22 protein-coding genes are annotated in these 26,620 nt (G+C 70.5%); 12 read left to right on the forward strand and 10 right to left on the reverse strand.

Features of this window, described 5'->3' with window-relative positions; all coding sequences use genetic code 11:
* Positions 1 to 17: 17 nt before the first annotated feature.
* Complete coding sequence (locus ACQKQD_RS27595; RefSeq protein WP_091926600.1) at positions 18 to 1,328, reverse strand: ABC transporter substrate-binding protein; 1,311 nt, start codon at positions 1,326 to 1,328, stop codon at positions 18 to 20.
* A gap of 73 nt (positions 1,329 to 1,401) precedes the next feature.
* Positions 1,402 to 2,463 (reverse strand): ABC transporter ATP-binding protein, encoded by a 1,062-nt coding sequence (locus ACQKQD_RS27600; protein WP_020091914.1) that lies wholly within the window; start codon positions 2,461 to 2,463, stop codon positions 1,402 to 1,404.
* Between the two features lie 278 nt (positions 2,464 to 2,741).
* On the opposite strand from ACQKQD_RS27600, the gene ACQKQD_RS27605 reads away from it, so the two are divergent.
* From ACQKQD_RS27605 to ACQKQD_RS27615, 3 genes are read left to right on the forward strand one after another with little or no spacing between them, the layout of a single operon-like run.
* The gene (locus ACQKQD_RS27605; protein WP_427510135.1) at positions 2,742 to 3,935 is read left to right on the forward strand and encodes a fumarylacetoacetate hydrolase family protein; all 1,194 of its coding nucleotides are present in this window, start codon (positions 2,742 to 2,744) and stop codon (positions 3,933 to 3,935) included.
* Positions 3,936 to 3,972: 37 nt separating this feature from the next.
* A complete protein-coding gene (locus ACQKQD_RS27610) occupies positions 3,973 to 5,340 on the forward strand; it encodes an FAD-binding oxidoreductase (RefSeq protein WP_427510136.1) in 1,368 nt (455 codons plus the stop codon).
* A 10-nt stretch (positions 5,341 to 5,350) separates the two neighbouring features.
* Complete coding sequence (locus ACQKQD_RS27615) at positions 5,351 to 5,632, forward strand: DUF167 domain-containing protein (protein WP_427510137.1); 282 nt, start codon at positions 5,351 to 5,353, stop codon at positions 5,630 to 5,632.
* Between the two features lie 176 nt (positions 5,633 to 5,808).
* Here ACQKQD_RS27615 and ACQKQD_RS27620 read toward each other — a convergent pair whose 3' ends face one another.
* The 5 genes from ACQKQD_RS27620 to ACQKQD_RS27640 are packed head-to-tail and all read right to left on the reverse strand — an operon-like array spanning position 5,809 to position 12,376.
* Complete coding sequence (locus tag ACQKQD_RS27620) at positions 5,809 to 6,738, reverse strand: 3-keto-5-aminohexanoate cleavage protein (protein ID WP_091677076.1); 930 nt, start codon at positions 6,736 to 6,738, stop codon at positions 5,809 to 5,811.
* 2 nt (positions 6,739 to 6,740) lie between these two features.
* Positions 6,741 to 7,664, reverse strand: a complete 924-nt coding sequence (locus ACQKQD_RS27625; RefSeq protein ID WP_091976620.1) for a 3-hydroxyacyl-CoA dehydrogenase — start codon at positions 7,662 to 7,664, stop codon at positions 6,741 to 6,743.
* A complete protein-coding gene (locus tag ACQKQD_RS27630; protein WP_427510138.1) occupies positions 7,661 to 10,219 on the reverse strand; it encodes an ATP-binding cassette domain-containing protein in 2,559 nt (852 codons plus the stop codon). The genes ACQKQD_RS27625 and ACQKQD_RS27630 overlap by 4 nt, the downstream gene beginning before the upstream one ends.
* 14 nt (positions 10,220 to 10,233) lie before the next feature.
* On the reverse strand, positions 10,234 to 11,109 hold the full coding sequence (locus tag ACQKQD_RS27635; RefSeq protein ID WP_331299990.1) for a branched-chain amino acid ABC transporter permease: 876 nt from the start codon (positions 11,107 to 11,109) through the stop codon (positions 10,234 to 10,236).
* 7 nt (positions 11,110 to 11,116) lie between these two features.
* Positions 11,117 to 12,376, reverse strand: coding sequence for an ABC transporter substrate-binding protein (locus ACQKQD_RS27640; RefSeq protein ID WP_091926592.1), 1,260 nt, complete (start codon positions 12,374 to 12,376; stop codon positions 11,117 to 11,119).
* Positions 12,377 to 12,495: 119 nt separating this feature from the next.
* On the opposite strand from ACQKQD_RS27640, the gene ACQKQD_RS27645 reads away from it, so the two are divergent.
* The 5 genes from ACQKQD_RS27645 (at position 12,496) to ACQKQD_RS27665 (ending at position 19,839) form a co-directional block, all read left to right on the forward strand.
* The gene (locus ACQKQD_RS27645) at positions 12,496 to 13,209 is read left to right on the forward strand and encodes a GntR family transcriptional regulator (protein WP_427510139.1); all 714 of its coding nucleotides are present in this window, start codon (positions 12,496 to 12,498) and stop codon (positions 13,207 to 13,209) included.
* A 2-nt stretch (positions 13,210 to 13,211) separates the two neighbouring features.
* The gene (locus ACQKQD_RS27650; protein WP_427510140.1) at positions 13,212 to 13,979 is read left to right on the forward strand and encodes an SDR family oxidoreductase; all 768 of its coding nucleotides are present in this window, start codon (positions 13,212 to 13,214) and stop codon (positions 13,977 to 13,979) included.
* 156 nt (positions 13,980 to 14,135) lie between these two features.
* Positions 14,136 to 15,941, forward strand: a complete 1,806-nt coding sequence (locus tag ACQKQD_RS27655; RefSeq protein WP_427510141.1) for an IlvD/Edd family dehydratase — start codon at positions 14,136 to 14,138, stop codon at positions 15,939 to 15,941.
* A gap of 208 nt (positions 15,942 to 16,149) precedes the next feature.
* Positions 16,150 to 19,137 (forward strand): FAD-binding and (Fe-S)-binding domain-containing protein, encoded by a 2,988-nt coding sequence (locus tag ACQKQD_RS27660; RefSeq protein ID WP_427510142.1) that lies wholly within the window; start codon positions 16,150 to 16,152, stop codon positions 19,135 to 19,137.
* Positions 19,138 to 19,158: 21 nt separating this feature from the next.
* On the forward strand, positions 19,159 to 19,839 hold the full coding sequence (locus tag ACQKQD_RS27665; protein WP_020091901.1) for a GntR family transcriptional regulator: 681 nt from the start codon (positions 19,159 to 19,161) through the stop codon (positions 19,837 to 19,839).
* Between the two features lie 29 nt (positions 19,840 to 19,868).
* On the opposite strand, the gene ACQKQD_RS27670 is transcribed toward ACQKQD_RS27665, so the two are convergent.
* Together ACQKQD_RS27670 and ACQKQD_RS27675 are read right to left on the reverse strand one after the other, a co-directional pair.
* Positions 19,869 to 20,798 carry a class I SAM-dependent methyltransferase gene (locus ACQKQD_RS27670; RefSeq protein WP_427510143.1) on the reverse strand — a complete coding sequence of 310 codons (930 nt, stop codon included), beginning with the start codon at positions 20,796 to 20,798 and terminating at the stop codon, positions 19,869 to 19,871.
* Positions 20,799 to 20,981: 183 nt separating this feature from the next.
* A complete protein-coding gene (locus tag ACQKQD_RS27675; RefSeq protein WP_020091899.1) occupies positions 20,982 to 21,635 on the reverse strand; it encodes a GntR family transcriptional regulator in 654 nt (217 codons plus the stop codon).
* Positions 21,636 to 21,828: 193 nt separating this feature from the next.
* On the opposite strand from ACQKQD_RS27675, the gene dctP reads away from it, so the two are divergent.
* From dctP to ACQKQD_RS27695, 4 genes are all read left to right on the forward strand, one after another.
* Complete coding sequence (dctP, locus tag ACQKQD_RS27680) at positions 21,829 to 22,851, forward strand: TRAP transporter substrate-binding protein DctP (protein ID WP_020091898.1); 1,023 nt, start codon at positions 21,829 to 21,831, stop codon at positions 22,849 to 22,851.
* Positions 22,848 to 23,540 (forward strand): TRAP transporter small permease, encoded by a 693-nt coding sequence (locus ACQKQD_RS27685; protein WP_103984798.1) that lies wholly within the window; start codon positions 22,848 to 22,850, stop codon positions 23,538 to 23,540. The genes dctP and ACQKQD_RS27685 overlap by 4 nt, the downstream gene beginning before the upstream one ends.
* Positions 23,537 to 24,889 carry a TRAP transporter large permease gene (locus tag ACQKQD_RS27690; protein ID WP_020091896.1) on the forward strand — a complete coding sequence of 451 codons (1,353 nt, stop codon included), beginning with the start codon at positions 23,537 to 23,539 and terminating at the stop codon, positions 24,887 to 24,889. The genes ACQKQD_RS27685 and ACQKQD_RS27690 overlap by 4 nt, the downstream gene beginning before the upstream one ends.
* Before the next feature lie 194 nt (positions 24,890 to 25,083).
* Positions 25,084 to 25,551 (forward strand): YbaK/EbsC family protein, encoded by a 468-nt coding sequence (locus ACQKQD_RS27695; RefSeq protein ID WP_427510144.1) that lies wholly within the window; start codon positions 25,084 to 25,086, stop codon positions 25,549 to 25,551.
* A 252-nt stretch (positions 25,552 to 25,803) separates the two neighbouring features.
* On the opposite strand, the gene ACQKQD_RS27700 is transcribed toward ACQKQD_RS27695, so the two are convergent.
* Entirely contained in the window at positions 25,804 to 26,616 is an 813-nt protein-coding gene (locus tag ACQKQD_RS27700) for an enoyl-CoA hydratase/isomerase family protein (protein ID WP_331299982.1), read from the reverse strand.
* Positions 26,617 to 26,620: the final 4 nt, after the last annotated feature.

A 26,620-nucleotide genomic window follows, 5' to 3' on the forward strand; every position in this document is an offset into this window, starting at 1 on the left:
GCCTCCGGCGGGTGCGGTCAGGTGTTCCGGAAGATGCGGGTGGCGGCGCGCTCGGCGTTCTTGATGGCGCCCTTCACGTCCTCGCGGCCGGTGCAGTGACTGGCGAACATGTCGACGATCACGAAGTCGGCCAGCACCGCGGCGATCCGCTCGCTCACCGGCGCGAGCCCGCCCGCCGCCAGGGAGCGCCGTCCCGCCTCGGCGAAGACCGCGTTCTTCGGGTCGCTCGTCCAGATCGGGTTCTTCGGATAGTTCGACAGCGGCTCGCAGAGGTAGCCCTGGGCCGCCTCCAGCCAGGGATTGTAGTTCGCCGCCTCCATCATGAAGGCGATGAAGGCCTTACAGGCGTTCGGCGCCTTCGAGTACTTGAAGGCCAGGATCGGGAAGGCGAGCTGGAACTCGGTGGGCTTGCCGACCGGGCCGATCGGCCAGACCGCGTGGTCCATGTCCTCGGCGAGCTTCGGGTTGTCCTTCTTGGCCGCCGCGTAGATCGAGATGCCGTTGTTGGTCAGGTACAGGTCGCCGGCCAGGAAGGCCTTGTTGTTCGAGGAATCGTTCCACGACACCGTGCCGGGCACGAAGGTCTCGTACAGGGACTTGACGTATTCGAGCGCCTTGGCGGTCTCGGGCGAGTTGATGACGATCTTCTCGTTGGCGTCGACGAGGTTGCCGCCGTGTGACCAGAGCGCCCAGTGGCACCACGTGTTGCCGTCACCGGTGGCGTGGCCGAGAGCGAAGCCGGCGGGGGTGTTGTTCTTCTTCAGTCCGCGGCAGAGTTCGAGGAAGCCCGCCGTGTCGGTCGGGAACTTGTCGAAACCGGCCTTCTTCATCGCCGAGATGCGGTAGTTCGGATAGCCGCCGTTGAACGCCACGGGGATCGCGATCCACTTGCCCTTGACCTTGCCGTAGGCCTCCGCCGACGGAAACCAGGGGCCGTACTTCTTGCCGAGGGATTCCGCCACGTCCTCGAGCGGCAGGCATTTGTCGGGGAAGAGCGCCGGGAACGAGAACAGACCCCAGACCATGTCGGGCCCTTGGCCCGTGTTGGCGGCGACCGACGCCTTGGGCTGGATGTCGTCGAAGGACTCGTTGGTCACCGTGACCTTGACGCCCGTCGCCTTGGTGAAGGCGTCGACGAGCTTCATGAAGGCCTCGTCCTCGGCCGGCACGAAGCGCTTCCAGCGCAGGAGCGACAGGCTCGCCCCCGGCTCGGGCTTCCACTCCGCGTTCTGCGCCCAGGCCTTGGCGAAGCCGAGGAGGTCGCCGCCGGCGGCGAAGCCTGTCGCTGCGGCGCCCGCGAGGAGGGACCGGCGATCGAGAACGGACATCGTTTCTTCTCCCTCGGTGATCGTGATCGTGGAGGCGCCGCGCGCCTCGAATCCGCGCCGGATCCGACGCGGGTCAGTTCGGCAGGCGACGGCCGGTCTCGGCGTCGAAGAAGTGCACGCGGTTCGGCCGCAGGGAGATCGTCTCGCCCGGCCGCTCGCGCACGCGCTCGCGCAGCACGCAGGTGAGGTCCTGGCCCCCGGCCCGCACCGCCAGCATGGTCTCGGAGCCGGTCGGCTCCACGACGACGACCTCCGCGGCGATTCCCTCGGGCGCGAGGTCGAAATGCTCGGGGCGGACCCCCAGGATGAGCGGCCGGCCGTCGACGCCGGAGGGCGCGTCGGCGAGCGGGATCGACAGGCCGGTCTCGGTGGTGAAGGTCAGACGCCCGTTCGCCCGGACCTTGCCGGGCATGAAGTTCATGGCCGGCGAGCCGATGAAGCCGGCGACGAACAGGTTGTCGGGCCGGTCGTAGAGCTCGAGGGGCGGCCCGATCTGCTCCACGACCCCGTCGTGCATCACCACGATCCTGTCGGCCATGGTCATGGCCTCGATCTGGTCGTGGGTGACGTAGATCGTCGTCGTCTTCAGGCGCTGGTGCAGCTCCTTGATCTCGGTGCGCATCGCCACGCGGAGCTTGGCGTCGAGGTTGGACAGCGGCTCGTCGAACAGGAAGACCTGCGGGTCGCGCACGATCGCCCGGCCCATGGCGACGCGCTGGCGCTGGCCGCCCGAGAGCTGGCGCGGGTAGCGGTCCAGCAGGGGAGCCAGCCCGAGGATCTGGGCGGCCTTGTTGACCCGGAGATCGATCTCGGAGGCCGGCGCCTTCCGGATCCGCATCGAGAACGCCATGTTCTCGCGGACGGTGAGATGCGGATAGAGGGCGTAGTTCTGGAACACCATGGCGATGTCCCGCTCCTTGGGCGGCACATCGTTCACCACGCGCTCGCCGATGCGGATCTCGCCGCCGGAGATGTTCTCGAGCCCGGCGATCATCCGCAGGAGCGTTGATTTCCCGCAGCCCGACGGGCCGACCAGGATCACGAATTCACCGTCCCGGATATCCACCGACACGCCGTGCAGGACATTCGTCGATCCGAAAGCCTTGCGAACCTCGCGGATTCCCACCGAGGCCATGCTTCCTCCCGATCAAGGCCGCTCTGTCGGCGGCTCTAGGGCAGCAGTACAAATGAGGGTTCGCGGGAAAGCAAGCCGGCCTCCTGGCAAAGCTGCAGATAATCTTGGATCTGTCAGGCGAGCCCCCCCGGCGCCCGTGACGGGCGCGGCCCGGTGAAACTTCCGGCGGGATGACGGGCGGCGGGGAATGCTATGGGATCGCGCGCCGGCCGCGGTCCCGGAACCTGGCCCGTCGCGCGCGGACATCTCAGGGTCACACATCCAGGGGACATGAGCACATGTCGTTATCGGGCCTGACCGCGCGGGAGATCCTGCCCGCCGACGGATGCCGGGGCGCCCTGGTGGGCCGGGTGTGGCGGCCGGACGTGGCCGGTCCGAGCGTCGTGGCGATCCGCGCCGGCGCGGACGGTGCGGCCCGAATCGTCGACGTTACCGCCGCCTTCCCCACCGTCAGCGACCTGTGCGAGGCCCGAGACCCCGCCGCCGCCCTTCGCGGCGCAGAGGGCGAGGACCTCGGCAGCCTCGACGCGGTGCTGGCCAACACGCCGCCGGACGCGCGCGACGCCACCAAGCCCTGGCTCCTGGCCCCGGTCGACCTCCAGGCCCTGAAGGCGGCGGGCGTGACCTTCGCCACCTCGATGCTGGAGCGGGTGATCGAGGAGCGCGCACGCGGCGATCTCGCCGCCGCGGCGGCGATCCGCGCCGAGGTCGAGCGCCTGGTCGGGCACGACCTGCGCCGGCTGAAGCCCGGCTCGCCCGAGGCCATGGCCCTCAAGGAGGTGCTGGTCGCGCAGGGCGCCTGGAGCCAGTACCTGGAGGTGGGCATCGGCCCGGACGCCGAGATCTTCACCAAGGCGCAGCCACTCTCGGCCGTCGGCTGCGGCGCGGACGCGGGGCTGCACCCGGACTCGCACTGGAACAACCCCGAGCCCGAGGTGGCGCTCGCGGTCGCCTCCGACCAGCGGATCGTCGGGGCGACGCTCGCCAACGACGTGAACCTGCGCGACTTCGAGGGCCGGTCGGCGCTGCTCCTCGGGAAGGCCAAGGACAACAACGCCTCCTGCGCCGTGGGGCCGTTCCTGCGCCTGTTCGACGACACGTTCGGCCTCGACGACGTCCGCCGCACGACCGTGACCCTCGAGGTGACCGGCACGGACGGCTTCCGGCTGGAGGGCACCTCGCCGCTCTCCGAGATCAGCCGCGACCCGGAGGAGCTGGCGGAGGCGCTGATGGGGCGGACGCACGACTACCCCGACGGCGCCCTCCTCCTCCTCGGCACCATGTTCGCGCCGATCCAGGACCGGCACGGGCCGGGCCTCGGCTTCACCCACGCCGACGGCGACCGCGTCGTCGTGGCGAGCCCGGAGCTCGGCAGCCTCGTCAACCGCATGCGCCCCTGCGACGCCTGCGAGCCCTGGACCTTCGGTGCCCGCGCGCTCATGCGGAACCTCGCCGCGCGCGGGATTCTGTGACAGAGCGGCGATCGGACCGAGCCCCGAGATGATGCCGATGACCGACACCGCCTTCCTCGATTGCCTCGCCGCGATCGTCGGACCGTCCGGTCTCGTCACCGGTGCGGAGCTGCGGGGACGCTCGGCCAACTGGACGCGCCCGACTGAGCCCTGCGCCGCCCTGGCCCTGGTCCGCCCGCGCAGCACGGAGGAGACCGGCGCCGTCATGGCCGCCTGCCACGCGGCGGGCGTCGCGGTCGTCCCGCGGGGCGGAGCCACCGGCCTCGTCGACGGCACGCTCTGCCAACCCGACGAGATCACCCTGTCGACCGAGCGCATGACCGGCATCGAGCCGGTGGACCCGCTCGGTATGACGGTGGTGGTCGGCACCGGCGCGACCCTCGAGAGCGTGCAGGACGCCGCGTCCGCGGCGGGCCTGTTCTTCCCCCTCGATCTCGGGGCCCGCGGCTCGGCGACGATCGGCGGCGCGATCTCCACCAACGCGGGCGGCCTGCGGGTGCTGCGCTACGGCATGATGCGCGACATGGTGCTCGGCCTGGAGGCGGTGCTCGCCGACGGCACGGTCGTGTCGTCGATGCGGCCGCTCATCAAGAACAACACCGGGCTCGACCTCAAGCAGCTCTTCCTCGGCACCGAGGGCACGATGGGCATCGTCACGCGGGCGGTCATCCGCCTGCGGCCGGAGCCCGCCGGCTACGCGACGGCGCTGATCGCGTGCCCCGGGGTCGACGACGGCGCGCGGGTGCTGCGGGCGGCGCAGAGCGCCTTCCAGGGGCGTATCTCCTCGTTCGAGGGCCTGTGGCCGGACTTCTACCGGCTGATGACGGCACCCGGGCGCGCGACCCCGCCGCTCGGTCCGGACTACCCGTTCTACGCGATCATCGAGGTCGAGTGCGTCCCCGAGGAATCGGACCGGTTCCTCGGTCTGCTGGAAGGGCTGATGGGAGACGGCACGATCCTCGACGCCGTGGTCGCCGCCTCGGAGGAGCAGCGCCGTGGCATGTGGCGGATCCGCGACCGCGTCGAGCACCTGAACGCCGACGGGATCGACCGGGCCTTCGACGTGAGCGTGCCGCTCGCGCGGATGGACGGCTACGTCCGCGGCGCGCTCGACCGGCTCGCGGCGATCCCGGGCTGCCGGGCGGTCGTCTACGGGCATATCGGCGACAACAACCTCCACTGGAACACCACCCGCCTCGACGCCGCCGGCAACGCGGCGATCGATGCGGCGATCTACGAGCCGCTGGCGGAGCTGAACGGCTCCGTCTCGGCGGAGCACGGGATCGGGCTCGAGAAGCGGGCCAAGCTGAAGCTGTCACGCTCGCCCGAGGAGATCGCCGTCATGCGGCTCGTGAAGCGGGCGCTCGATCCGGACAACCGGCTGAACCCGGGCAAGATCTTCTGAGGGCTCCGCCGTGGCGATCCGTCTGGCGGTGCGCCTGACGCCGCGCGGGGGGCGCGACGCCGCTGAGGGCTGGGCCCGGGACGAGAAGGGGCAGCCCTACCTGAAGGTCCGCGTCGCCGCCCCGCCGGTCGAGGGCGCGGCCAATGAGGCGCTCGTCGCGCTGATCGCCAAGGCGCTGAAGGTCAGCCGCGACTCGGTCCGCATCGTGACCGGCGAGCAGAGCCGGCTGAAGATCCTGGAGATCGACGGCGTCGCGCAGGCGGATCTGGATCGCGTGTTCGGTTCGCCGTGAGCGCTCGCCTACGTCTTTGCGAGCGCAGCGAAGCAATCCAGTGTTGCGCGCGATCGGAGGCCTGAGGCGCGCCTGGATTGCTTCGCTGCGCTCGCAAGGACGGAAGAGCCTGAACGTCAGCCGCTCTCGGACGATGCGTCCCACCTTCCGCGACGCATCGTCCATCGACTGATCGATCAGAACGCGACCTTGTCGCCGCCCTTCAGCGCCAGCATCTCGCGCGCCTCGTCGGGCGAGGCGACCGCGAGGCCCAGCCCCTCGATGATCGCGCGCACCCGCCGGACCTGCGCGGCGTTGGTCTCGGCGAGCTTGCCCGGACCGTCCCAGAGGCTGTCCTCGAGCCCGACGCGGACGTTGCCGCCCATCGCGGCCGCCATGGCGGCGATGTTCATCTGGTTGCGGCCCGCGCCGAGCACCGACCAGCGGTACTGATCGCCGAACAGACGGTCGGCGGTGCGCTTCATGTGCATCACGTCGTCCGGATGCGCGCCGATCCCGCCCTGCAGGCCGAAGACCGTCTGGATGAACAGCGGCGCCTGCACCAGCCCGCGGTCGAAGAAGTATTTCAGGTTGTAGAGATGCGCGGTGTCGTAGCACTCGAACTCGAACTTCGTCCCGTTCGGGCCGCAGGTCGTCAGGATGTGCTCGATCTGGCCGAAGGTGTTGCGGAAGATGATGTCCTTGTTGCCGAGATAGTCCCGCTCCCACTGGTGCTTCAGGTCCTTGAAGCGGTCGAGCATGCCGAACAGGCCGAAGTTCATCGAGCCGAGGTTCAGCGAGGCGACCTCCGGCTGGAAGGTCGCGGCCGGGCGCACCCGCTCCTCGATCGACATGGTCGGCGCGCCGCCCGTGGTGATGTTCACCACGCAGTTCGAGCGCTGCTTGATCACCGGCAGGAACTTGGCGAAGGCCTCGGGTGTCTGGTCGGGCTGGCCGTTCTCCGGGTTGCGGGCGTGCAGGTGCACGATGGCGGCGCCGGCCTCGGCGGCGCCGATGGCGGCGTCGGCGATCTCCTCGGGCGTCACGGGCAGGTGCGGCGACATGCTGGGCGTGTGGATCGCGCCCGTCACCGCGCAGGTGATGATGACTTTCCGCTGTGAGGCCATGCTCAGTCCTTCCGTGAAGCCTTGTGGGCGCGGAGCGCCGCCAGCCGCGCGTCGCGGCGGTTCATGCGTGCGGGCAGATCGGTCGGCGGTTGCCACTTAGCCAGGATCGCCTCGGTGGCCGGCGCCTCGTAGACCGAGGGCAGCGCCGGGTCGGCGGCGAGGCTCTTGTAGAAACCGGTGTAGCGGGCGCAGTAATCGGCGATGCCGCCGGGCGCGTTGAGCTCGATCGTCTCGAACGGACCCATGAAGCTCCAGCGCAGGCCGAGGCCGTCCGCCACGGTCTTGTCGAGGTCCTGCGGGGTCACGTAGCCCTCCGAAGCGAGGCGGAACGCCTCCGCCAACAGGGCGCCCTGGAGCCGGTTGAGGATGAAGCCCTCGATCTCCTTCAGCACGGTGATCGGGACCTGCCCGATCTGCTCGTAAACCTGACGGGCCCGTACCAGCGCCTCGGGCGCCGTCCACGGCGCGCCGGAGATCTCCACCAGCGGGATCAGGTGCGGCGGGTTCACCGGATGGCCCACGAGGCACCGGGCCCGACCGGGCAGATCCTCGGTGAACAGGGAGCAGCGGATCGCCGAGGAGGACGAGGCGATGACGGCCTCCCGCGGTGCCGCGGCGTCGAGGTCCGCGAATAGGCTCCGCTTCACCTCCAGCCGCTCCGGTCCGTTCTCCTGCACGAAGGCGACGCCGTCGAGGGCGGCCGCGAGGGTGCCGGCCGCGCGGATGCGCGCCGCGGCACCCGCGGGATCCGCGCAGAGGTCGTTCGCCGCCAGCGTCCGCAGCCCCTCGGCGCAGAGCGGGATCGCGGCCTCGGCGACGCCCGCCGCGGGGTCGAACAGGCGCACGTCCCAGCCGGCACGGGCGAAGATCATCGCCCAGGCCCGGCCGATCAGGCCGGCGCCGACGATCGCGACGCTCTCGGTCATAGCCACAGCACCTTCCGCCTCAACTCCTGATCCTCGCGCAGGAGACGCGACTCGCCCGTCCACTGCACGCTGCCGCGCTCCAGGGCGACGGTGCGGTCGGACAGCGCCAGGGCGAGGTCGAGGTGGTGGTCCACCAGGATGATCGCGATCTCCCGGCGGAGCCGGTCGAAGGCCTCGAACAGCTCCTCCGTCACGGCCGGCGACAGGCCCTCGAAGGGCTCGTCGAGGAGGAGGAGCCGCGTGTCGCCCGAGAGGGCGCGGGCCACCGCCACCATCTGCTGCTCGCCGCCGGACAGGCGGGCCGCGTCGACGGTCCAGCGCTCCTTCAGGCGCGGGAAGAACTCGAGGACCTTCTCCTCGTCCCAGTGGATGCCGGCGCCGGTGAGCCGCCGCAGGCGGCCGAGGCCCAGATTCTCCGCGACGGTCATGCCGGCGAACAGCGCCCGCCCCTGCGGGACGTAGCCGATCCCGAGCCGGGCGATCCGGTCGGGCGACAGGCCGGCGATGTCCTTGCCGGCGAGCACGATCCGGCCGGTGGCCGGCGGCGCGGTGCCGATCAGGGTCTTGAGCAGAGTCGACTTGCCGGCCCCGTTGCGTCCGAGGAGCGCCACGACCTCGCCCCGGCGCACCGCCAGGTTCACCCCGTTCAAGATGTGCGACTTGCCGTAGAAGGTGTCGACGCCCTCCATGGCGAGCAGCGTCTCGGCCTCGGCGGCGCTGGCGCGCGGCTTCGCGGCGATCGCCGCCGTGCCCGAGCCGAGATAGACCGCCTGCACCCGCTCGTCGTCCCGGGCGTCCGCGACCGAGCCGTCGACCAGCACGGCGCCGTCGGCCATCACGGTGACGCGGTCGGCGAGGCGGAAGACGCGGTCGATGTCGTGCTCGACGAGGAGCACCGGGATGTCGGCCGAGAGCGCCTTGATCAGGTCGCCGACCCGCTCGCGCTCGGCGGCCGCCAGCCCGGCGAGGGGCTCGTCGAGCAGCAGCACGCGCGGCCGAGTGGCCAGCGCCAGCCCCATGTCGAGGAGCCGCTGGCCGCCGTAGGACAGGCTGCCGGCCTCGGCCCGCTCGATGCCGGACAGGCCGGTCCAGCGCAGCAGCTCGGCGGTGTCGTCGGCGATCTCCCGGACGGCCAACGCGTCCCGCCAGGGGCTGAAATGCGCGGTGTGCCGGGCCTGCACCGCGAGGCGAACGTTCTCCTCCACGGAGAGGCCCGGGAACAGGTTGGTGATCTGGAACGACCGGCCGATCCCGGCCCGGGTGATGGCGTGCGGCTCCAGGCCGGCGATCTCGCTTCCGTCGAGGCGGATGCTGCCGCCGCTCGGGCGGAACATCCCGGACAGTAGGTTGAAGGCGGTGGTCTTGCCGGCGCCGTTCGGTCCGATCAGGGCGTGGAGCGTCCGGTCAGCCACCGCGAAGGACACGCCGCGCACCGCCTTCACGGGCCCGAAGCTCTTCCGGATCTCGTCAGCGATCAGCACCGGGCCGTCACTGCGCCCCTCCGCGATGAAGCGGGCCGGGACTCGGCCCGAGGCGCCGGCGCGGCGGGCCGACATGGCCGCGCCCTCGGTCGGGACGCGCCGGAACGGCTTGAGCAGCCGCGCCGCGATGCCGACGAGCCCGTCCGGCGAGAACACGATGAAGGCGACGAACAGCAGGCCGAAATACAGCAGCCAGTCGGCGGTGTAGATCGACAGGAACTCGCGGAAGAGGATGTAGAACAGCGCGCCGAGCGCCGGCCCGAGGAACGAGCGCATCCCTCCGATCACCACCATGGCGAGCAGCTCGCCCGAGAAGGCGATGGAGATCGGGTCGGCCGAGGTGAAGCGGTGACTGTAGGCCGCGAGCGCCCCCGCCAGCCCGGTGATCGTCGCCGAGATCACGAAGGCCGCGAGCTTGTAGCGGTTGGTGGCGTAGCCGAGGAAGCCGGCACGCTGCTCGTTCTCGCGGATCGCCACCAGGACGGTGCCCATCGGCGAGCGCCGGAAGCGCCACAGGGCGATCAGGACCGCGAAGGCGATCCCGGACACCGCGGCGTAGTAGGCGCCGGGCTCCTGCAGCGCCGCCCACCGGTGCAGGTTGCCGATGCCGTTCTCGCCACCGGTGAGGTCGGTCCAGCGGAACGCGATGGCGTAGAGCATCGCCGTGAAGGCGAGGGTCAGGAGCGAGAAGTAGACGCCCCGCCGCCGGAGGATCAGGCCGCCGGCGGCGAGGGCCGCGAGCCCGGTGATCGCCAGAGCGCCGAGGAGCGGCAGGGCCATGTCGCCGGGGAAGAGGCGCGTCTGGAGGATCGCCACCGCGTAGGCGCCGATCCCGAACCACGCCCCGTGGCCGAACGAGGTGAGCCCGGTCCAGCCGACCAGGATGTTGAGGCCGAGCACCGCCAGGGCGAAGATCACCACGTCGGTGGCGGTGATCAGCGTCAGGCCGATCGCGTCGAGGGCGAAGGGCAGGACGATCAGGGCGGCGAGCGCCGCCCAGAGCTGGCGGCTCTCGCGCAGGATCAGGCCGCGCTGCGGCAGGGCGAGCGGCAGCGGCTCGGCGGTTCCGGACATGGGACGCTCTCCGCTCACTCGAACCGGGCGATGTGCTCGCCGAACAGGCCGCGCGGGCGCAGCAGCAGGACGAGCACCATGAGGGCGTAGACGGCGGCCTCGGTGGCCGGCGGGTAGGCGTAGGCGGTGAGGCCCCGGACCACGCCGACGATCAGCGCGGCGAGCACCACGCCCCAGAAGGAGCCCAGACCGCCGATCACCACGACCACGAAGGCGAAGGTCAGGATCTCGGCGCCCATGGCGGGCTGCACGCCCGTGACCGGCGCCATCATGGTCCCGGCGAGCGCCGCGAGCCCGACCGCGATCGTCACCACCGCGGTCATATAGGGCCGCAGCGAGATGCCGAGCGCCGCGACCATGTCGGGGTTCTGCACGCCGGCCCGGACCACGCGTCCGAAGCTCGTCCGCGTCAGGAGCAGCCACAGGCCGGCGACGCAGGCGAGGGCCACGACGAGGATCGAGAGCCGGTAGCGCGAGTAGATCAGGTCGCCGATGAAGACCTGCCCGCGCAGCCACAGCGGGATCCCGAAGGGCACCGGCGCGGCCCCGAAGGCCATGCGCAGCGCCTGCTCCGCCACCATCGCGAGCCCGAAGGTGAGGAGCAGGCCGAGCGTCGGGTCGCCGCGGTAGAAGCGCCGGAGCAGGAACCGCTCGATCAGGAGGCCGAGCACCGCCACCGCGAGCGGCGAGGCGATGAGGGCGCCGCCGAAGCCGATCGTCGGCGTCAGCAACACGGTCACGTAGGCGCCGATCGCGTAGAAGGCGCCGTGGGCGAGGTTCACGATCCCGCCGAGGCTGAAGATCAGCGACAAACCCAGCGCGATCAGCAGGTACTGCACACCGATCAGCAGGCCGTTGAGCACCTGCTCCAGGATGAAGACGAGCTGCATGGACGCCTCACGCCGGGAAGGTGCAGGCGTTCTCGTCGCGGGTGGTGGCGAGCACTTCCAGGCTCTCGCCGGGACCGGGCAGCGGCCCGGTCGAGGTGAAGATGTCGTAGGGGTTCTTGACCTGATCCGCCGGCAGGGCGGTGATCGCGAACATCTCCTGCATCAGCTCGTGGTCCCAGGGGCGGAAATAGCCCTCGCGGACCTTGGCGATGTCGAACTTCGCCCCCGATTCCAGGTGCTCCACGACCTTGATCGACTCGGTCGATTTGAGCTCGTTCATCGATTGCGCGACGATCTTCATCGCCGTGTAGTCGCCCCAGCCCTGGTTCTCAGGCGGCTTCTTGTACTTGGCCTTGAAGGCGGCGACGAATTTCTTCGCCGAGGGCGAGTCGATCTGGTGGTGCCAGATCACCGGCCAGGTGCCGAGGAAGTTCCCAGGTCCGGCGCCCCACGCGAGCGCCGTGTCGAAGCCGAAGCCGGCGACCGGGAACGGCAGGCCGAACTCGCTGTACTGCTTCAGGAAGTTGGTGATCTGCGCGCCCGCGAGGTTGCAGATCACGAGGTCCGGCTTGGCCTGACGGAGCTTGAGCAGGAACGGCGAGAAGTCGGTGAGCTCGGTCGGGATCAGATCCTCGCCGACGAGGGTGGCGTCGTTGGCGGCGAAGTACTTCTTGGCCTGCTTCAGGAGATCGTGGCCGAAGGCGTAGTCGGCGGTGAGCGCGTAGACCTTGCGCCCCTTGATCAGGCCCCGGTCGAGCAACGCCCGGCCGCAGGCCCGCACCATCATGGTGTTCTGCGATTCGACGTGGAACATGAAGCGCTTGCAGTCGGAGCCGCGCAGCGCGTCCGAGTTGGCGCCGGTGTTGATGAACAGGATCTTCTCGCGCTGCGCGACCTGGCTGATCGCCAGCGCGGAGGCCGAATTGATCTCGCCGACGAGGCACGCCACGCGGTCACGCTGGACCATGCGCTCGGCCTTGGCCGAGGCGGTCTGTGGGTTGACGCTGTCCTCCGACAGGAGCTCGACCTTCCGGCCCGCGATGCCGCCGGCCGCGTTGATCTCCTCCACCGCGAGCTGGGCCGCCTGCACGGCGAACTCGCCGAGCGGCCCGAGGAAGCCGGTCCGCGGCGTGAGGTGACCGATCCGGATCACCTCGGACTGTCCCTGGGAGAGCGCCGGGCTCGCGAGGGCCGGCGCGAGGAGCGCCGCGCCGCCGGCGCGCAGGAGGCTGCGGCGAGAAAGGGAATTCCCGTACCGGTCCGTCATCGTTCCGCTCCCGTGCGTGTCCTCCAGCCGGGTTGTTGTGGCGGGCTCTGACGGCCCTCACCCGAACTGTGATCACAGATCACTAGCGCGATAGTGCCGGATCCGTCTAGTGTCGGCATATGAATTCCACTTTGGCGCTGGCCGACCTGCCCCAGCTCGCGCGGCGGACCCTGTCCGACACCGTCTACGAGGCCCTGTCGGATCTCCTCGCCTCGGGGCGGCTGGCACCGGGCGACCGGCTGTCCCTCCGGCAGAGTGCGGCGGCGCTCGGCGTCTCGGTCATGCCGGTGCGCGAGGCGGTGAGCCGGCTTGCGGCGGACGGCGTGCTGGAGGTGGCGCCGAATCGCGTGATCCGGGTGCCGGTCATGGGCGCGGCCGCGTTCCGGGCCCTGGTCGAGACCCGCATCGCGGTTGAGGGGATCGCGGTGGCGCGGGCGGCCGACCGGCGGACGGCCGCCGAACTCGCGGCGATACGGAGTGCCGAGGCGGCCTTCCGGGCCGAGGCCGAGGCGGCGGAGCCCGATAGGGCGCGCGCCGTTCAGCTCAACCGCGACTTGCATTTCGCCATCTACGGCGCCTGCGGGCTGGGCCCCCTGCAGGAGATTATCGCGCGGCTCTGGCTGAAGGCCGGCCCGGTGATCAACCTGGATCTGCGCGCCCACCCGGAGCGCCTCCTCCAGGGCTTCGCTCTGCGCCGGCACGCCGAGGCCGTGGCAGCCATCGAGATCCGGGACGGCGCGGCGGCCGCGGCCGCGATCGCCGCCGACATCCGGGAAGCCGCGGAGTTCATCTTGACCCGCGGCGGATTGCGGGACGTTCAGGGAGAGGATTGATCATGGATCTGGGGATTGCCGGCCTGCGCGTCCTGGTGACGGCGGGCGCTGCCGGAATCGGTCGCGAGATCGTCGACGCCTTCCTCGACGAAGGCGCGCGCGTCTTCGCCTGCGATATCGACGCCGAGGCCTTGGCCGCGCTGCCGGACACGGTCGGGCGCAGCCGGACCGACGTCGCCGACCGCGACGCCGTCGCCGCGATGATGGACCAGGCGGTCGAGTTCCTCGGCGGCCTCGACGTGCTCGTCAACAATGCCGGGATCGCCGGCCCGACCGGTCGGGTCGAGGAGATCGCCCCCGAGGAGTGGGATCGCTGCCTCACGGTCTGCCTGACCAGCCAGTTCAACTGCGCGCGCCTGGCGGTGCCGCACCTGCGCCAGAGCGCCAACGCCTCGATCGTCAACCTCTCCTCGGCCGCGGGCAAGTTCGGCTTCGCCCTGCGCAGCCCCTACGCGGCCGCCAAATGGGGGGTGATCGGCTTCACCAAGTCCCTGGCGATCGAGCTCGGCAATGCCGGGATCCGGGTGAACGCGATCCTGCCGGGCCTCGTCGCCGGGGATCGCCAGCGCCGGGTGCTCGAATCGAAGGCCCAGCAGCAGGGCACGAGCTTCGCCGACATGGAGGCGCGGGCGTTCTCGTTCGTGTCGGTGAAGGAGTACGTCACGGCGCGGCAGCTCGCCGACCAGATCCTGCTGCTCTGCTCGCCGCGCGGCCGGACGATCTCGGGGCAGGCCATTTCCATCGATGGTGACACCCGGATGCTGTCCTGAAATTAATCCAGCGCCGGAGATGCTGCGGCGGATCAATCCTCAGAGTATTGCAAGATCGAGCTCAGGGCGCCGCGACCGCGGCCCCGCCGCCCGCCGCGGTAGCGGAAGACACGAGCCGGACCGCCAGTGCCGGCCCCAAGATGCGAGGAAGCGACCATGAGCGACAAACGCCGGATCACGCCCGCCGACCTGCGCTCGAAGGCCTGGTTCGACAACCCGCACAACCCGGGCATGACCGCCCTCTACCTGGAGCGCTACCTTAATTACGGGCTGACGCCGGAGGAGCTGCGGTCGGGCAAGCCCCTGATCGGCATCGCCCAGACGGGTTCCGACCTTTCGCCCTGCAACCGCCATCACGTCGAGCTCGCCAAGCGGGTGCGGGACGGCATCACGGCGGCCGGCGGCGTCGCCTTCGAGTTTCCCTGCCACCCGATCCAGGAGACCGGGAAGCGGCCGACCGCCTCGCTCGACCGGAACCTCGCCTACCTGTCGCTGGTGGAGGTGCTGTACGGCTACCCGCTCGACGGCGTCGTGCTGCTGACCGGCTGCGACAAGACCATGCCGGCCTGTCTGATGGCGGCGGCCACCGTCAACATCCCGGCGATCTCGCTGAACGTCGGGCCGATGCTCAACGGTTACTTCCAGAAGGAGCTGACCGGGTCCGGCACGATCGTCTGGAAGACGCGCGAGCGGCATGCCGCCGGCGACATCGACTTCCAGCAGTTCATGGACATCGTCGGGTCGTCGGCACCTTCCACGGGCCACTGCAACACGATGGGCACGGCCTCGACAATGAACGCCCTCGCCGAGGCGCTCGGCCTCGCGCTGCCCGGCTCGGCGGCGATCCCGGCGCCCTACCGCGAGCGCGGCCAGGCGGCCTACGCCACCGGCCAGCGGATCGTCGAGATGGTCTGGGAAGACCTCAAGCCCTCTGACATCCTGACCCGCGAGGCCTTCGAGAACGCGATCGTGGCCAACGCCGCGATCGGCGGTTCGACCAACGCGCCGATCCACATCAACGCCATCGCCAAGCATATCGGCGTGCCGCTGAGCTGCGACGACTGGGAACGGGTCGGGTTCGAGATCCCGCTGCTCGTGGACATGCAACCCGCCGGCCGCTGGCTCGGCGAGGAGTATTTCCGCGCGGGCGGCCTGCCGGCGGTCTTCGCCGAGCTGATCGAGGCCGGGAAGGTCCACGAGGGTGCCCTGACCTGCAACGGCCGGACCGTCGGCGAGAACTACCGCGGGCGGCACAGCTGGAACCGCGACGTGATCCGCGCCTACGGCGAGCCGCTGATGGAGCGCGCCGGCTTCCTCAATCTCAAGGGGAGCCTGTTCGATTCCGCGATCATGAAGACCTGCGTGATCTCGGAGGAATTCGCCGCCCGCTACCTGCGCAATCCGAACGATCCGATGGCCTTCGAGGGGCGGGTGATCGTGTTCGACGGTCCCGAGGACTACCACACGCGGATCGACGACCCGGCGCTCGACATCGACGAGAACACGATCCTGATCATGCGCGGGGCCGGTCCGATCGGCTATCCCGGCGCCGCCGAGGTGGTGAATATGCAGCCGCCCGGCGCCCTGATCCGGCGCGGCGTCACCTCGCTGCCCTGCATCGGCGACGGCCGGCAATCCGGCACCTCCGGCACGCCCGCCATCCTGAACGCGTCTCCCGAGGCGGCCGCGGGCGGCGGTCTGGCCCTGCTGCAGAGCGGCGACCGCATCCGCATCGACCTCAACCGCCGGAGCGCCGACATCCTGCTCCCGGCCGAGGAGATCGCGCGCCGGCGCGCGGATCTGGCGGCGCGCGGCGGATATCCCTACCCGGCGACGCAGACGCCCTGGCAGGAGATCTACCGCGATCAGGTCGACCAGCTCGATCAGGGCATGGTGCTGAAGGGCGCGGTGAAGTTCCAGAAGGTCGCGCAGGCCTCCGGGGTGCCGCGGGACAACCACTGAGGCCGTTACCGGAACCCGCCCGGCGGGCGGACGCGGGGCTGCGACGGGCCGCGCGCCGGGTGAGGTTCGCGGCAGCCCGCGAGGCCCGGCGCAGTACAGGACCCCGGCCGCCCGCTGCCAGCGTGACACCGCGGCCGATTTGCGCCGCAGTGAATTTTGAATACATTTCCCCGCGGGTGGGCGCGTCCCATCTCGGGAGGGATCGAGCGTGACGGAAGCGAGGGCGGATGCCCCGGCGCCGCGTGCAGCGGCGCGCCTCGAGGCCGGTTTGCCGCGCCGGCTGGCGGAGCAGCTCCAGGGTGAGGCGCGCTTCGACGCCTTCACGCGCGGACGCTACAGCACCGATGCGTCGATCTACCAGATCATGCCCGCCGGCGTGGTGCTGCCGCGCTCCGCCGCCGACATCGCCGCGACCCTGCGCATCGCCGCCGAGCACGGCGCCCCGGTCATCCTGCGTGGCGGCGGCACCTCGCAGAACGGCCAGCCGATCGGGTCCGGCCTCGTCGTCGACTGCTCGCGGTACTTCAACGGCGTCCTGGCCTACGACGCGGAGGTCGGCACGATCACCGTCGAGCCCGGCATGGTGCTGGAGCGCCTGAACACCCGGGTGAAGGCCGACGGCTGGTTCTTCCCGGTCGAGCCCTCGACGGCGACCCGCTGCACCATCGGCGGCATGGCGGGCAACAATTCCTGCGGGGCCCGCTCCCTGCGCTACGGCAAGATGAGCGACAACGTCCTCGCGATCGAGGCGCTGCTCCACGACGGCGAGGCCTTCGGCTTCGGCCTGACCGGAAACGCGCATCCGGGCGTGAACGGATCGGATCGGGCCGCGGCGCTCGCCGCGCGGATGCGCGGCCTCGCCGAGGACCACCGCGCCGAGATCGAGGCGCACTACCCGAAGGTTCAGCGCCGCGTGGGCGGCTACAACCTCGATTCGCTGATCGAGGCCCAGCCGAACCTCGCGCACCTGCTCGTCGGGTCCGAGGGCACGCTGGCCGCGACCACCGCGGTGACGCTGAAGCTATCGCGCCTGCCGACACACCGCGTGATGGGCGTGTGCCACTTCCCGTCCTTCCGGGCGGCCATGGAGACGACGCGGCACATCGTCGGCCTGGACCCGGTGGCGGTCGAGCTGGTCGACAACAACGTCCTCGTGCTCGGCGCCGATATCCCGCTGTTCCGCACGACGCTCGCCGACATCACCAAGGGCAAGCCGAACTGCCTTCTGCTGACGGAGTTCGCCGGCGACGACCTCGCGTCGCTCCGGCGCGACCTGAATCGCCTCGACGCCTGCATGGCCGATCACGGCTTCCCGGACGCCGTCGTGGAGGTCGTCGAGCCCGCGCGCCAGAAATCCGTCTGGGAGGTGCGCGAGGCCTGCCTCAACATCATGATGTCGATGAAGGGCGACGCGAAGCCGGTCTCGTTCATCGAGGATTGCGCCGTCCCGCTGGAGCACCTCGCCGACTACACCGACGCGGTGACGGAGGTCTTCACCAAGAACGGCACCCGCGGCACGTGGTATGCCCACGCGTCTGTCGGCTGCCTGCATGTCCGCCCGATCCTCGACATGAAGGAGGCCGGTGACGTCCGGCGGATGCGGGCGATCGCGGAGGAGACCTCCGAGCTGGTGCGCCGCTACAAGGGCTCATATTCCGGCGAGCACGGCGACGGCCTCTCGCGCTCGGAATTCGTCGAGCCGCTGTTCGGCGCGACGCTCACCCGCGCCTTCGAGACCGTGAAGGACGCGTTCGACCCGGACAACCGGCTCAACCCCGGCAAGATCGTGCGAGCGCCGAAGTTCGACGATCGCAGCCTGTTCCGGTTCAAGCCGGACTACGCCGTGTCGGCTCCGATGAAGACCGCCCTCGACTGGTCGGACTGGGGCGGCTTCGGCTCCGCCGTCGAGATGTGCAACAACAACGGCACCTGCCGGAAGCTCGTCGGCGGCGCCATGTGCCCCTCCTTCCGGGCGACCCGGGAGGAGCAGCACCTGACCCGGGGCCGGGCCAATTCCCTGCGGCTCGCCATCTCGGGCCAGCTCGGCAAGGACGCCTTCACCAGCCCGGAGATGAAGCGCACCCTCGATCTCTGCGTCTCCTGCAAGGCCTGCCGCCGCGAGTGCCCGACCGGCGTCGACATGGCCAAGATGAAGATCGAGTTCCTGCACCATTACCACGCCCGCCACGGGCTGCCCCTGCGGGAGCGCCTCATCGCGACGATGCCGCTCTACGCCGGGGCCGCCGCGCGGCTGGCGCCGCTCCTCAACCTGCGGGACCGGTACCCGGCCCTCGCCGCCCTCTCGGAGCGCGTCGCCGGCCTCTCGGCCAGGCGCTCGCTGCCGCGCTGGCGTCGGCCCTGGAGCGAGCAGGGCGAGCCCGCCCACGCGCAGGACGTCGCGGGCGATTTCCGCGACGTGATCCTGTTCGGCGACACCTTCAACCGGGCCTTCGAGCGGGAGAATCTCGAGGCGGCCGAGCGGGTGCTACAGGCGGCCGGCTACCGGCTGCACCGGGTCTACCCGTCGCGCGGGCGGCGCCCCCTCTGCTGCGGCCGGACCTGGCTCTCCGCCGGCCAGACCGACCGGGCGCGCCAGGAGGCGCGCCGCACCCTCGACGCGCTGCTGCCGTTCCTGCGCGCGGGGGCACGGGTCGTCGGCCTCGAGCCGTCCTGCCTGCTGACCTTCCGGGACGAGTTCGCGGCGCTCCTGCCCGGCGAAGAGGCCGCGCTGCTGGCCAAGCAGTCGTTCCTGTTCGAGGAGTTGCTGGCCGCCGACCTGACGGCCGGACGCATCGCGCTGCCGTTCGCCGATCAGGGCGGCCGGGTCGCGCACCTGCACGGCCATTGCCATCAGAAATCGTTCGGCATCATGGGCTCGGTCGAGACGGTGCTCCGGTCGGTGCCGGGGCTCGACCTGCGGGTCATCGAATCGAGCTGCTGCGGGATGGCGGGCGCCTTCGGCTACCGGCCGGAATCGATCGAGACGTCCTTCGCCATGGCCGAGCTGTCGCTGTTCCCGGCCCTGCGCGCCGCAGGGCCCGACGACCTCGTGGTGGCCGACGGGACGAGCTGCCGTCACCAGATCCACGACGGGCTGGGTCTCCAGGCGGAACATGTGGCCCGCGTGCTGGATCGGGCCCTCGTGCCTCGACACTCCATTGCCGGGCACCTACACATAGACCACAGGTCGCACTGACCTGACGTGTGTCGGGGGACCATGAACAAAATCGAGCCCGGGATCGGCATCAGCCGCCGCTACCTCCACGACGAGGTCGCCGAGCGCATGCGCGAACTGATCCGGTCCGGCGAGATGGAGCCGAAGGCGCGGATCAACGAGAGCGAGCTGACCGAGCGCTTCGGGATCTCGCGGACGCCGCTCCGCGAGGCAATCAAGATCCTGGCGACGGAGGGGTTGCTCGAACTGCTCCCGAATCGCGGGGCGCGCGTCGCCAGCATCTCGGACGGCGAACTCGAGGAGATGATGGAGGTGATCGCCGGCCTCGAGGCGACGGCCGGTGACCTCGCCTGCCGCACGATCACCGACGCCGACATCGACGCCCTGGTGGTCGACCACGACGCGATGGTCGAGGCCTGGAAGTCGGGCGACGAGGCCGGTTACTTCAGCCACAACCGGCGCATCCACGAGGGGATCATGGCGGCGAGCCGCAACACGATCCTCGCCAACATCTACGAGAGCCTGTCCGGCCGGATCCAGCGCTCGCGCTACTCCGCCCACCAGACCCCCGAGCAGTGGGCCCGCGCCGTCTCCGAGCACGAGCGCATGATCGCGCTGCTGCGCGCCCGGGACGGTGCGGCGCTGGCCGTCCTGATGCGCGAGCACATCCGCGGGAAGAAGTCGGTGATCGCCGCCAATTACGGTGCGGCCGAGACTGCCTGAGCCTCAGCCGCGATAGACCGCGCCCGCGATCAGCTGGGCGTCCCGGTCATCTCGAACCAGAACGACGCGCCCGGCGTGCGGGAATCGTTCGCGTAGAGAAACGGGATGTCGGGGCCGGTGCCGCGGGCGGCGAAGACCGCCTTGACCCGGGCGCTCATCGCCGGGTCCTGGCAGATATACATCACCGGCACGGTCACCCGGAACGGCGGCGCGCCACACAGCAGCATCGCCGCCAGAAGGTACTGCTCGTTGTACAATCGGCAGTTCCAGGCGGACGGGTAGTCGTCCGGAATGAAGATGTCGTGGATCTGCACGATCACGCCGGGTGCGAGGCGCGGCATCACCTCGAAGAAGAACACCGTCACATCCGAATTCGCGAAGGAGCGGTGCGAACCGTCGAAGAAGAGGATGTCGCCCGCCTTCAGTTCCTCGAAGATCTTCAGGTCGCAGGATTCCAGCGGGCTGCGCACGGTCCAGTCGCAGAGCGCGTCGATCTCGCGGCGGGGCATCGGATCGATCGAGGTGATCCGCGTCGGAAGGTTCAGGGTGTCGATCGCGTGCCGCGCGAAGCAGGTCGAGCAGCCCGAGCCGATCTCGAAGAACCGAGACGGGCGCTTCCAGGCCAGCATGGTCATCAGCGCGGCGCCGTCGAGGGCGGTGAACCACGTGTTGTTCCAGTGGGGCGTCGCCCCACCGGTCACGGGCGCGTCGTGCGGGACTCTGTGCAAGAGGTCCGCCCGCGCCTCGAGTTCCGTGAGGAAGCTGTCGTAGGCCGCGTGCGACCGGGCGAGCACCGCCTTGAGCTGGCCGTGCGGCGCCCGGCCCGGCGACCAGCGCGCGGACGGCACGACGGGGTAGTAATCGTGGACCGTGTGGCTCCAGCGGAACGCTTCCCGGCTGGCCCGGAAGATATCCACCCCCGCGCGACGGCCCGCGCTCCTGACGACGTCCTTCAGCATGATCGATCCCCGGCTCCGGATCGACAATGCCGGGACTGCAACTTATGGTCGAGTCGGGCGGAACACCTACGCAGTCCGACCTGCCGGCAGGGTTAGAGCGCGATGAAGGGACGATCCCCGGGCCGGGCCCGGATTCGGACAGGCCGCCGACGCAATTATCGCGGGCCACGCGCCCCCCGCCGCTCAGGCGGCGCTCGGCGCCCGCAGTCCGGCCACCAGATCGGTGAAGCGGTCGCCCTGGACGATCACGTGGCCCCGGAGGGCCTCCGCGGCGCCGGCCTCGTCGCCCGCGATGATCGCGGCGACGATCGCCTCGTGCTCGGCCAGCGATTGCGGCAGGCGCTGGCGCACGCGCAGCTGCAGCCGGCGATACGGGGCCAGGCGGCGATGGAGCGACAGCGCCTGCTCCGCCAGGAAGGCGTTCCGGCTCGCCCGGTACACGACGGTGTGGAACACGTAGTTCTCGGCGTAGTAGGCCTCGGTGTCCTCGGTGGCCAGGGCGGCGCGGCAGCCCTCCAGCGCGGCGCGCAGCGCGGCGGCGTCCTCGGGGACAAGGCGGCGCGCCGCCAGACGGCCGCAGGCCGCCTCGATCTCCGCCATCGTCTCGAACATGGCGAGCAGCAGATGCGGCTCGGGCGCGCTGACGATCGCTCCCCGCCGGGGCTTCGTCTGCACGAGGCCGGTGACGGCGAGCTGCAGCAGCGCCTCCCGGATGGGCGTGCGCGAGACCCCGAAGCGGGCCGCGAGCTGGTTCTCGTCGAGTCGCGATCCCAAGGCGAGCTCGCCGGAGACGATCTCATCCTCGATTCGCTGCCGCAGCCGCTGCGCGTGGCTCATGCCGCCGTTCCCTCCCCCGATGAACGGGTCGCGCGCCGTCCCGCCCTTGAGGCCGGCGGATGTTCGGCACGCGCGGACATTATGCTGGAGCATTGACAAAATATACAAGGCGGTTTTCCATGCATACAACGAGGCGCCGCACTATTGCAGCGCACAAAATTACGCCGCGTTGTTTGCGGTGCGGGAGAGCTCCATGACGCCAACTCGTCGATCGCTGATCGCGGCCACGCTCGCGGCACCGGCCATCCTGCGGTTCGGCCTGAACAGCGCGCAGGCGGCCACGACGCTGAAGCTGTCCCACCAGTTCCCCGGCGGCACGATCGACGAGGGAGATTTCCGCGACCGCATGTGCCGGAAGTTCGCCAAGATGGTCGGCGAGCGCTCGAAGGGCGCCCTGGACGTCCAGGTCTACCCGGGCTCCTCGCTGATGAAGACGAACGCCCAGTTCGGCGCCATGCGCAAGGGCGCGCTCGACATGTCGCTCTACCCGAGCCCCTACGCGGGCGGCGAGATTCCGGAACTCAATATCGGCCTGATGCCCGCCCTCGTGACGTCCTACGCGCAGGCCGTGGCGTGGAAGGCGGCCCCGGTCGGCCGCAAGCTCACCGAGATCCTGGACGCGAAGGGCATCATCCTGGTCTCCTGGGTCTGGCAGGCCGGCGGCGTCGCGAGCCGGGAGCGCGCCCTCGTGGCGCCGGCCGATGCCAAGGGGATGAAGGTCCGCGGCGGCTCGCGCGAGATGGACATGATGATGAAGGAGGCCGGCGCGGCCACCCTCTCGATCCCGTCGAACGAGTCCTACGCGGCGATGCAGACCGGCGCCTGCGACGCGGTGATCACCTCCTCCACCAGCCTGATCTCCTTCCGCCTGGAGGAGCTGTCCAAGGCGCTGACCTCGGGGCGCGAGCGCTCCTACTGGTTTATGCTCGAGCCGATCATGATGTCCAAGATCGTGTTCTCGGGCCTGCCGAAGGAGCAGCAGGACCTGATCATGGCGGTCGGCACGGAGCTCGAGGCATTCGGCCAGGCCGGCGCGAAGGAGGACGACACCCGCGTCGAGGAGATCTTCGCCAAGGCCGGCGCCAAGGTCGTCCAGGTCGACGAGAAGTCCCTCGGCCAGTGGCGGGATCTCGCCCGCAGCACGGCCTGGAAGGACTACGCCGCCAAGAACGCGAACTGCGCGGAACTGCTGAAGCTCGCGGAGCAGGTCGCGTGAGCCACGGCTTCGACGCGGCCACGGCCGCTCCGGAGGCGCGCGGAGCCGAGGAACCGCGCCTTCCGGGCCTCCTCGGCGCCTTCGATCGGGGCATGCGCCTCCTGAACAAGGTGATCCTGGCCGTCGGCGGCCTCTGCCTGGTGGCAGCCTGCCTCGTCCTGACCCACAGCGTCGTCGTCCGCTACCTCCTGAAGGAGCCGACGGAGTGGCAGGACGAGATGGCGGTGTACCTCATCATCGGGGCCACCTTCCTGTCGGCGGCCGGCGTGCAGGCCAAGCGCGGGCACGTGGCGATCGAGGCCCTGACCGGCCTCCTCCCGCCGGCGGCGAACCGGGTCCGGCTCCTGCTGGCCGACGTCGTCAGCCTCGCCTTCTGCCTGTTCTTCGCGTGGAAGAGCTGGTCGCTCGATCACGAGGCCTGGGTCGACGGTCAGGTCTCGCAGTCGACCTGGGGACCGCCCCTCTGGATCCCCTACACGCTCATGTCCGTCGGCATGAGCCTGCTGTGCCTCCAGTTCGTCCTGCAGATCGCCGAGGCCCTCGCCTACGGGCCGCGGGCCGCCGGCTGGGCGCAGCCCAAGATCGGGCTCGGGGCCGACGTGAATCGCGACATGCACGGGGCGGCCGAGGTCGCGCCCCGGGGACCGGACCCGATGGGTCAGACCGTTTCCGCGAAGGTTGAACGATGAGCACGGCCGCGATCGGCTTCCTGTACGCGGGCGCGACCCTCGGGGCGATGCTCTCGGGCATCCCCATCGCCTTCGCGCTGGGCTTCGTGGCGCTCGCCTTCATGGTGGCGTTCATGCCCGGCGCCTCCCTCGATACGGTGGCGCAGAACGTCTACGAGGAGATGGCCTCCATCACCCTGCTGTCGATCCCGCTCTTCATCCTGAAGGGCGCGGCCATCGGGCGGTCCAAGGCGGGCCAGGATCTCTACACGGCCATGCACGCCTGGATGCACCGCATCCCGGGCGGCCTGGGCATCGCCAACGTCTTCGCCTGCGCGCTCTTCGCCGCCATGGCGGGCTCCAGCCCGGCCACCTGCTCGGCGATCGGCTCGGCCGGCATCCCGGAGATGCGCAAGCGCGGCTACTCGCCGGGCTTCGCGGCCGGGATCATCGCGGCGGGCGGCACGCTCGGCATCCTGCTGCCGCCCTCGATCACCATGATCCTGTACGCGGTGGCGGCCGAGCAGTCGCTCGGGCGGCTGTTCCTCGCGGGCATCGGGCCTGGGCTCCTGCTCGTGGGCCTGTTCGCCGCGTGGTCGATGGTGCGCTTCCGCTCGGAATACGCCGCCGCGAAGGTGGCCCTGGAGCGCGGCGGGCCGGCCTCGCCGATCCTGGCGGACGAGCAGTACAGCATGGCGCAGCGCTTCTCGACGCTGCCGCGGGTCCTGCCCTTCGTGGTCCTGCTCACCGGCGTGATGGTGGCGCTCTACGGCGGCTACGCCACGCCGTCCGAGACCGCGGGCCTCGGCGGGTTGATGGCCCTGGCGCTGATCGCCGCGATCTACGGCGTCTGGCGGTTCCGCGACGTCACGCCGATCCTGACGGCGACGCTGCGGGAATCGACCATGCTGATGCTCATCATCGGCATGTCGCTGCTCTACGCTTACGTGATGAGCTACCTGCACATCTCGCAGTCGGCCGCCGCCGCGATCGTCGCGATGCAGCTCTCGCCGTGGGTGCTGCTGGTGACCATCCTGGCGCTGGTGATCGCGCTCGGCTTCTTCCTGCCGCCGGTCTCGATCATCCTGATGACGGCGCCGATCATCCTGCCGCCGCTCAAGGCCGCCGGGTTCGACCTCGTCTGGTTCGGCGTCGTGATGACCATCACCATGGAGATGGGCCTGATCCACCCGCCGGTGGGCCTCAACATCTTCGTCATCAAGAACATCGCTCCGGACATCCCGCTCTCGGACATCATCTGGGGCACCCTGCCCTTCGTGATCCTGATGGCGGTGGCGATCCTGATCCTGTGCCTCGTGCCGGGCATCGCGATGTGGCTGCCGGACCTGCTGCTCACGACGACGCGGTAGCTCGATCCACCCGGCCCGTGCGAGGCAGGCCCCTCTCCGCCCGGAGAGGGGCCTGTCGCGCGTGGGGACGCGGTCGCGCGAGCGCCGCGTCCCGCGCAGCGTCGGCCCGCGTCGGCGCGCTGGCCGGCGCGACCGGAGCCGCCTATGGCAGCGCGCGCGCCGCCCCGCCCCGATCCCGAGCTTCGGACCGAACCATGAGCCTCGCCTCCGTGCGCGCCTTCTTCGCCGAGAAGGCGCCCGACATCGCGGTCATCGTGCTGGAGACCAGCACCGCGACCGTTGCCGAGGCGGCGGAGGGCCACGGCGTCGCCCCGGCCCAGATCGCCAAGACGCTCTCGATCCGGGTCGGCGATCAGGTCGCCCTGGTGGTGACGCGCGGCGACGCGCGGCTCGACAACCGGAAGGCCAAGGCCGCCTTCGGCGGCAAGGTGCGGATGCTCGACCTCGGCGAGGTCGAGGCGCTCACCGGCCATCCGGTGGGCGGCGTCTGCCCCTTCGGCCTGTCGACGCCGCTGCCGGTCTACTGCGACGTCTCGCTGCGGGCGTTCGACGAGGTGGTGCCGGCGGCCGGCAGCACCCACAGCTCGGTGCGGATCGCGCCGGCGCGGATGGCCGAGCTGACCGGCGCCACCTGGGTCGATGTCTGCGCGCTGCCGGGCTGAGCGGCGCGGTCAGCGCCGTTCCCGCTCCGCACGAGGCGCGGGTCCCCTCTCCCGTGCGGGAGAGGGACAGGGTGAGGGATCAGGTCTGTCCGGACGAGGCGCGCGCCGTCGACGCAGGACCGCGCGCTTGATCCTGAACGTTCTCGTCCCTCACCCCAACCCTCTCCCGCCCGGGAAAGGGGGCATGGCGCCTCTGTCTCGACACCGAAGACGCCTTCTATCCGGACCGTCGCAACACCCTCCGGTGCGGCCCTAGCGCCCGGTCCAGTTGGGCGGGCGCTTGCCGAGGAACGCCTCCATGCCCTCGCGGAAATCCTGGCTCATGTAGCACATGAGGATCAGGTCATCGCCGGGATGCGGCGCGCCCTCGGCGCCGGCCTCCTCCTCGGCGAGCCGCCGCAGCCCCTCCTTGGTCGCCTGCATGGTCAGCGGCGCGTGGTTGGCCAAGAGCTGGGCCAGCGTATCGACCCGCTCCGTGAGTGCGATCCGATCGTCGACCACCTCGCCCACGAGGCCGATGGCGAGCGCCTCCTCGGCGCCGACGAGGCGGGCGGTGAAGATGATATCCTTGACACGCGCCGGGCCGATCAGGCCGGAGAGCCGCTTGAGGTTGCCCTGGCTCAGGCAGTTGCCGAGGGTGCGGGCGATCGGGAAGCCGAAGCGGGCGTCGCGCGTGGCGATGCGCAGGTCGCAGGCCGCCGCGATGGCCGCGCCGCCGCCCGTGCAGGCGCCGGCGATCGCCGCGATGGTCGGCACCCGCAGCCGCTCCAGGGAGCCCAGCACCTTGTCCATGAAGCGCTCGTAGCCCAGCGCGTCCTCGGCGGTGCTGAAGTCGCGGAACTGGGCGATGTCGGTCCCGGCCGCGAAGGCCTTGTCGCCCGCGCCGGTGATGATCAGCGCCTTGACCGCCGGGTTCGCGGCGATCGCCTCGCAGCAGGTGATCAGGCCCTGATACATCGCGAAGGTCAGCGCGTTGCGCGCCTGCGGTCGGTTCAGGACGATGCGGGCGATGCCGGCCTCGTCAGTGGTGAACAGCAACTCGTCGGTCGCGGGCTTGGCGGTCATGCGC

The organism is Methylobacterium sp. NPDC080182 (genome assembly GCF_050281105.1).
GTDB lineage: Bacteria > Pseudomonadota > Alphaproteobacteria > Rhizobiales > Beijerinckiaceae > Methylobacterium.

Coding starts and splice junctions, on each gene's coding strand:
- ACQKQD_RS27595 (WP_091926600.1), bottom strand. CDS start 1,328: ATGTCCGTTCTCGATCGCCGGTCCCTCCTCGCGGGCGCCGCAGCGACA.
- ACQKQD_RS27600 (WP_020091914.1), bottom strand. CDS start 2,463: ATGGCCTCGGTGGGAATCCGCGAGGTTCGCAAGGCTTTCGGATCGACG.
- ACQKQD_RS27605 (WP_427510135.1), top strand. CDS start 2,742: ATGTCGTTATCGGGCCTGACCGCGCGGGAGATCCTGCCCGCCGACGGA.
- ACQKQD_RS27610 (WP_427510136.1), top strand. CDS start 3,973: ATGACCGACACCGCCTTCCTCGATTGCCTCGCCGCGATCGTCGGACCG.
- ACQKQD_RS27620 (WP_091677076.1), bottom strand. CDS start 6,738: ATGGCCTCACAGCGGAAAGTCATCATCACCTGCGCGGTGACGGGCGCG.
- ACQKQD_RS27625 (WP_091976620.1), bottom strand. CDS start 7,664: ATGACCGAGAGCGTCGCGATCGTCGGCGCCGGCCTGATCGGCCGGGCC.
- ACQKQD_RS27630 (WP_427510138.1), bottom strand. CDS start 10,219: ATGTCCGGAACCGCCGAGCCGCTGCCGCTCGCCCTGCCGCAGCGCGGC.
- ACQKQD_RS27635 (WP_331299990.1), bottom strand. CDS start 11,109: ATGCAGCTCGTCTTCATCCTGGAGCAGGTGCTCAACGGCCTGCTGATC.
- ACQKQD_RS27640 (WP_091926592.1), bottom strand. CDS start 12,376: ATGACGGACCGGTACGGGAATTCCCTTTCTCGCCGCAGCCTCCTGCGC.
- ACQKQD_RS27645 (WP_427510139.1), top strand. CDS start 12,496: ATGAATTCCACTTTGGCGCTGGCCGACCTGCCCCAGCTCGCGCGGCGG.
- ACQKQD_RS27650 (WP_427510140.1), top strand. CDS start 13,212: ATGGATCTGGGGATTGCCGGCCTGCGCGTCCTGGTGACGGCGGGCGCT.
- ACQKQD_RS27655 (WP_427510141.1), top strand. CDS start 14,136: ATGAGCGACAAACGCCGGATCACGCCCGCCGACCTGCGCTCGAAGGCC.
- ACQKQD_RS27665 (WP_020091901.1), top strand. CDS start 19,159: ATGAACAAAATCGAGCCCGGGATCGGCATCAGCCGCCGCTACCTCCAC.
- ACQKQD_RS27670 (WP_427510143.1), bottom strand. CDS start 20,798: ATGCTGAAGGACGTCGTCAGGAGCGCGGGCCGTCGCGCGGGGGTGGAT.
- ACQKQD_RS27675 (WP_020091899.1), bottom strand. CDS start 21,635: ATGAGCCACGCGCAGCGGCTGCGGCAGCGAATCGAGGATGAGATCGTC.
- dctP (WP_020091898.1), top strand. CDS start 21,829: ATGACGCCAACTCGTCGATCGCTGATCGCGGCCACGCTCGCGGCACCG.
- ACQKQD_RS27690 (WP_020091896.1), top strand. CDS start 23,537: ATGAGCACGGCCGCGATCGGCTTCCTGTACGCGGGCGCGACCCTCGGG.
- ACQKQD_RS27695 (WP_427510144.1), top strand. CDS start 25,084: ATGAGCCTCGCCTCCGTGCGCGCCTTCTTCGCCGAGAAGGCGCCCGAC.
- ACQKQD_RS27700 (WP_331299982.1), bottom strand. CDS start 26,616: ATGACCGCCAAGCCCGCGACCGACGAGTTGCTGTTCACCACTGACGAG.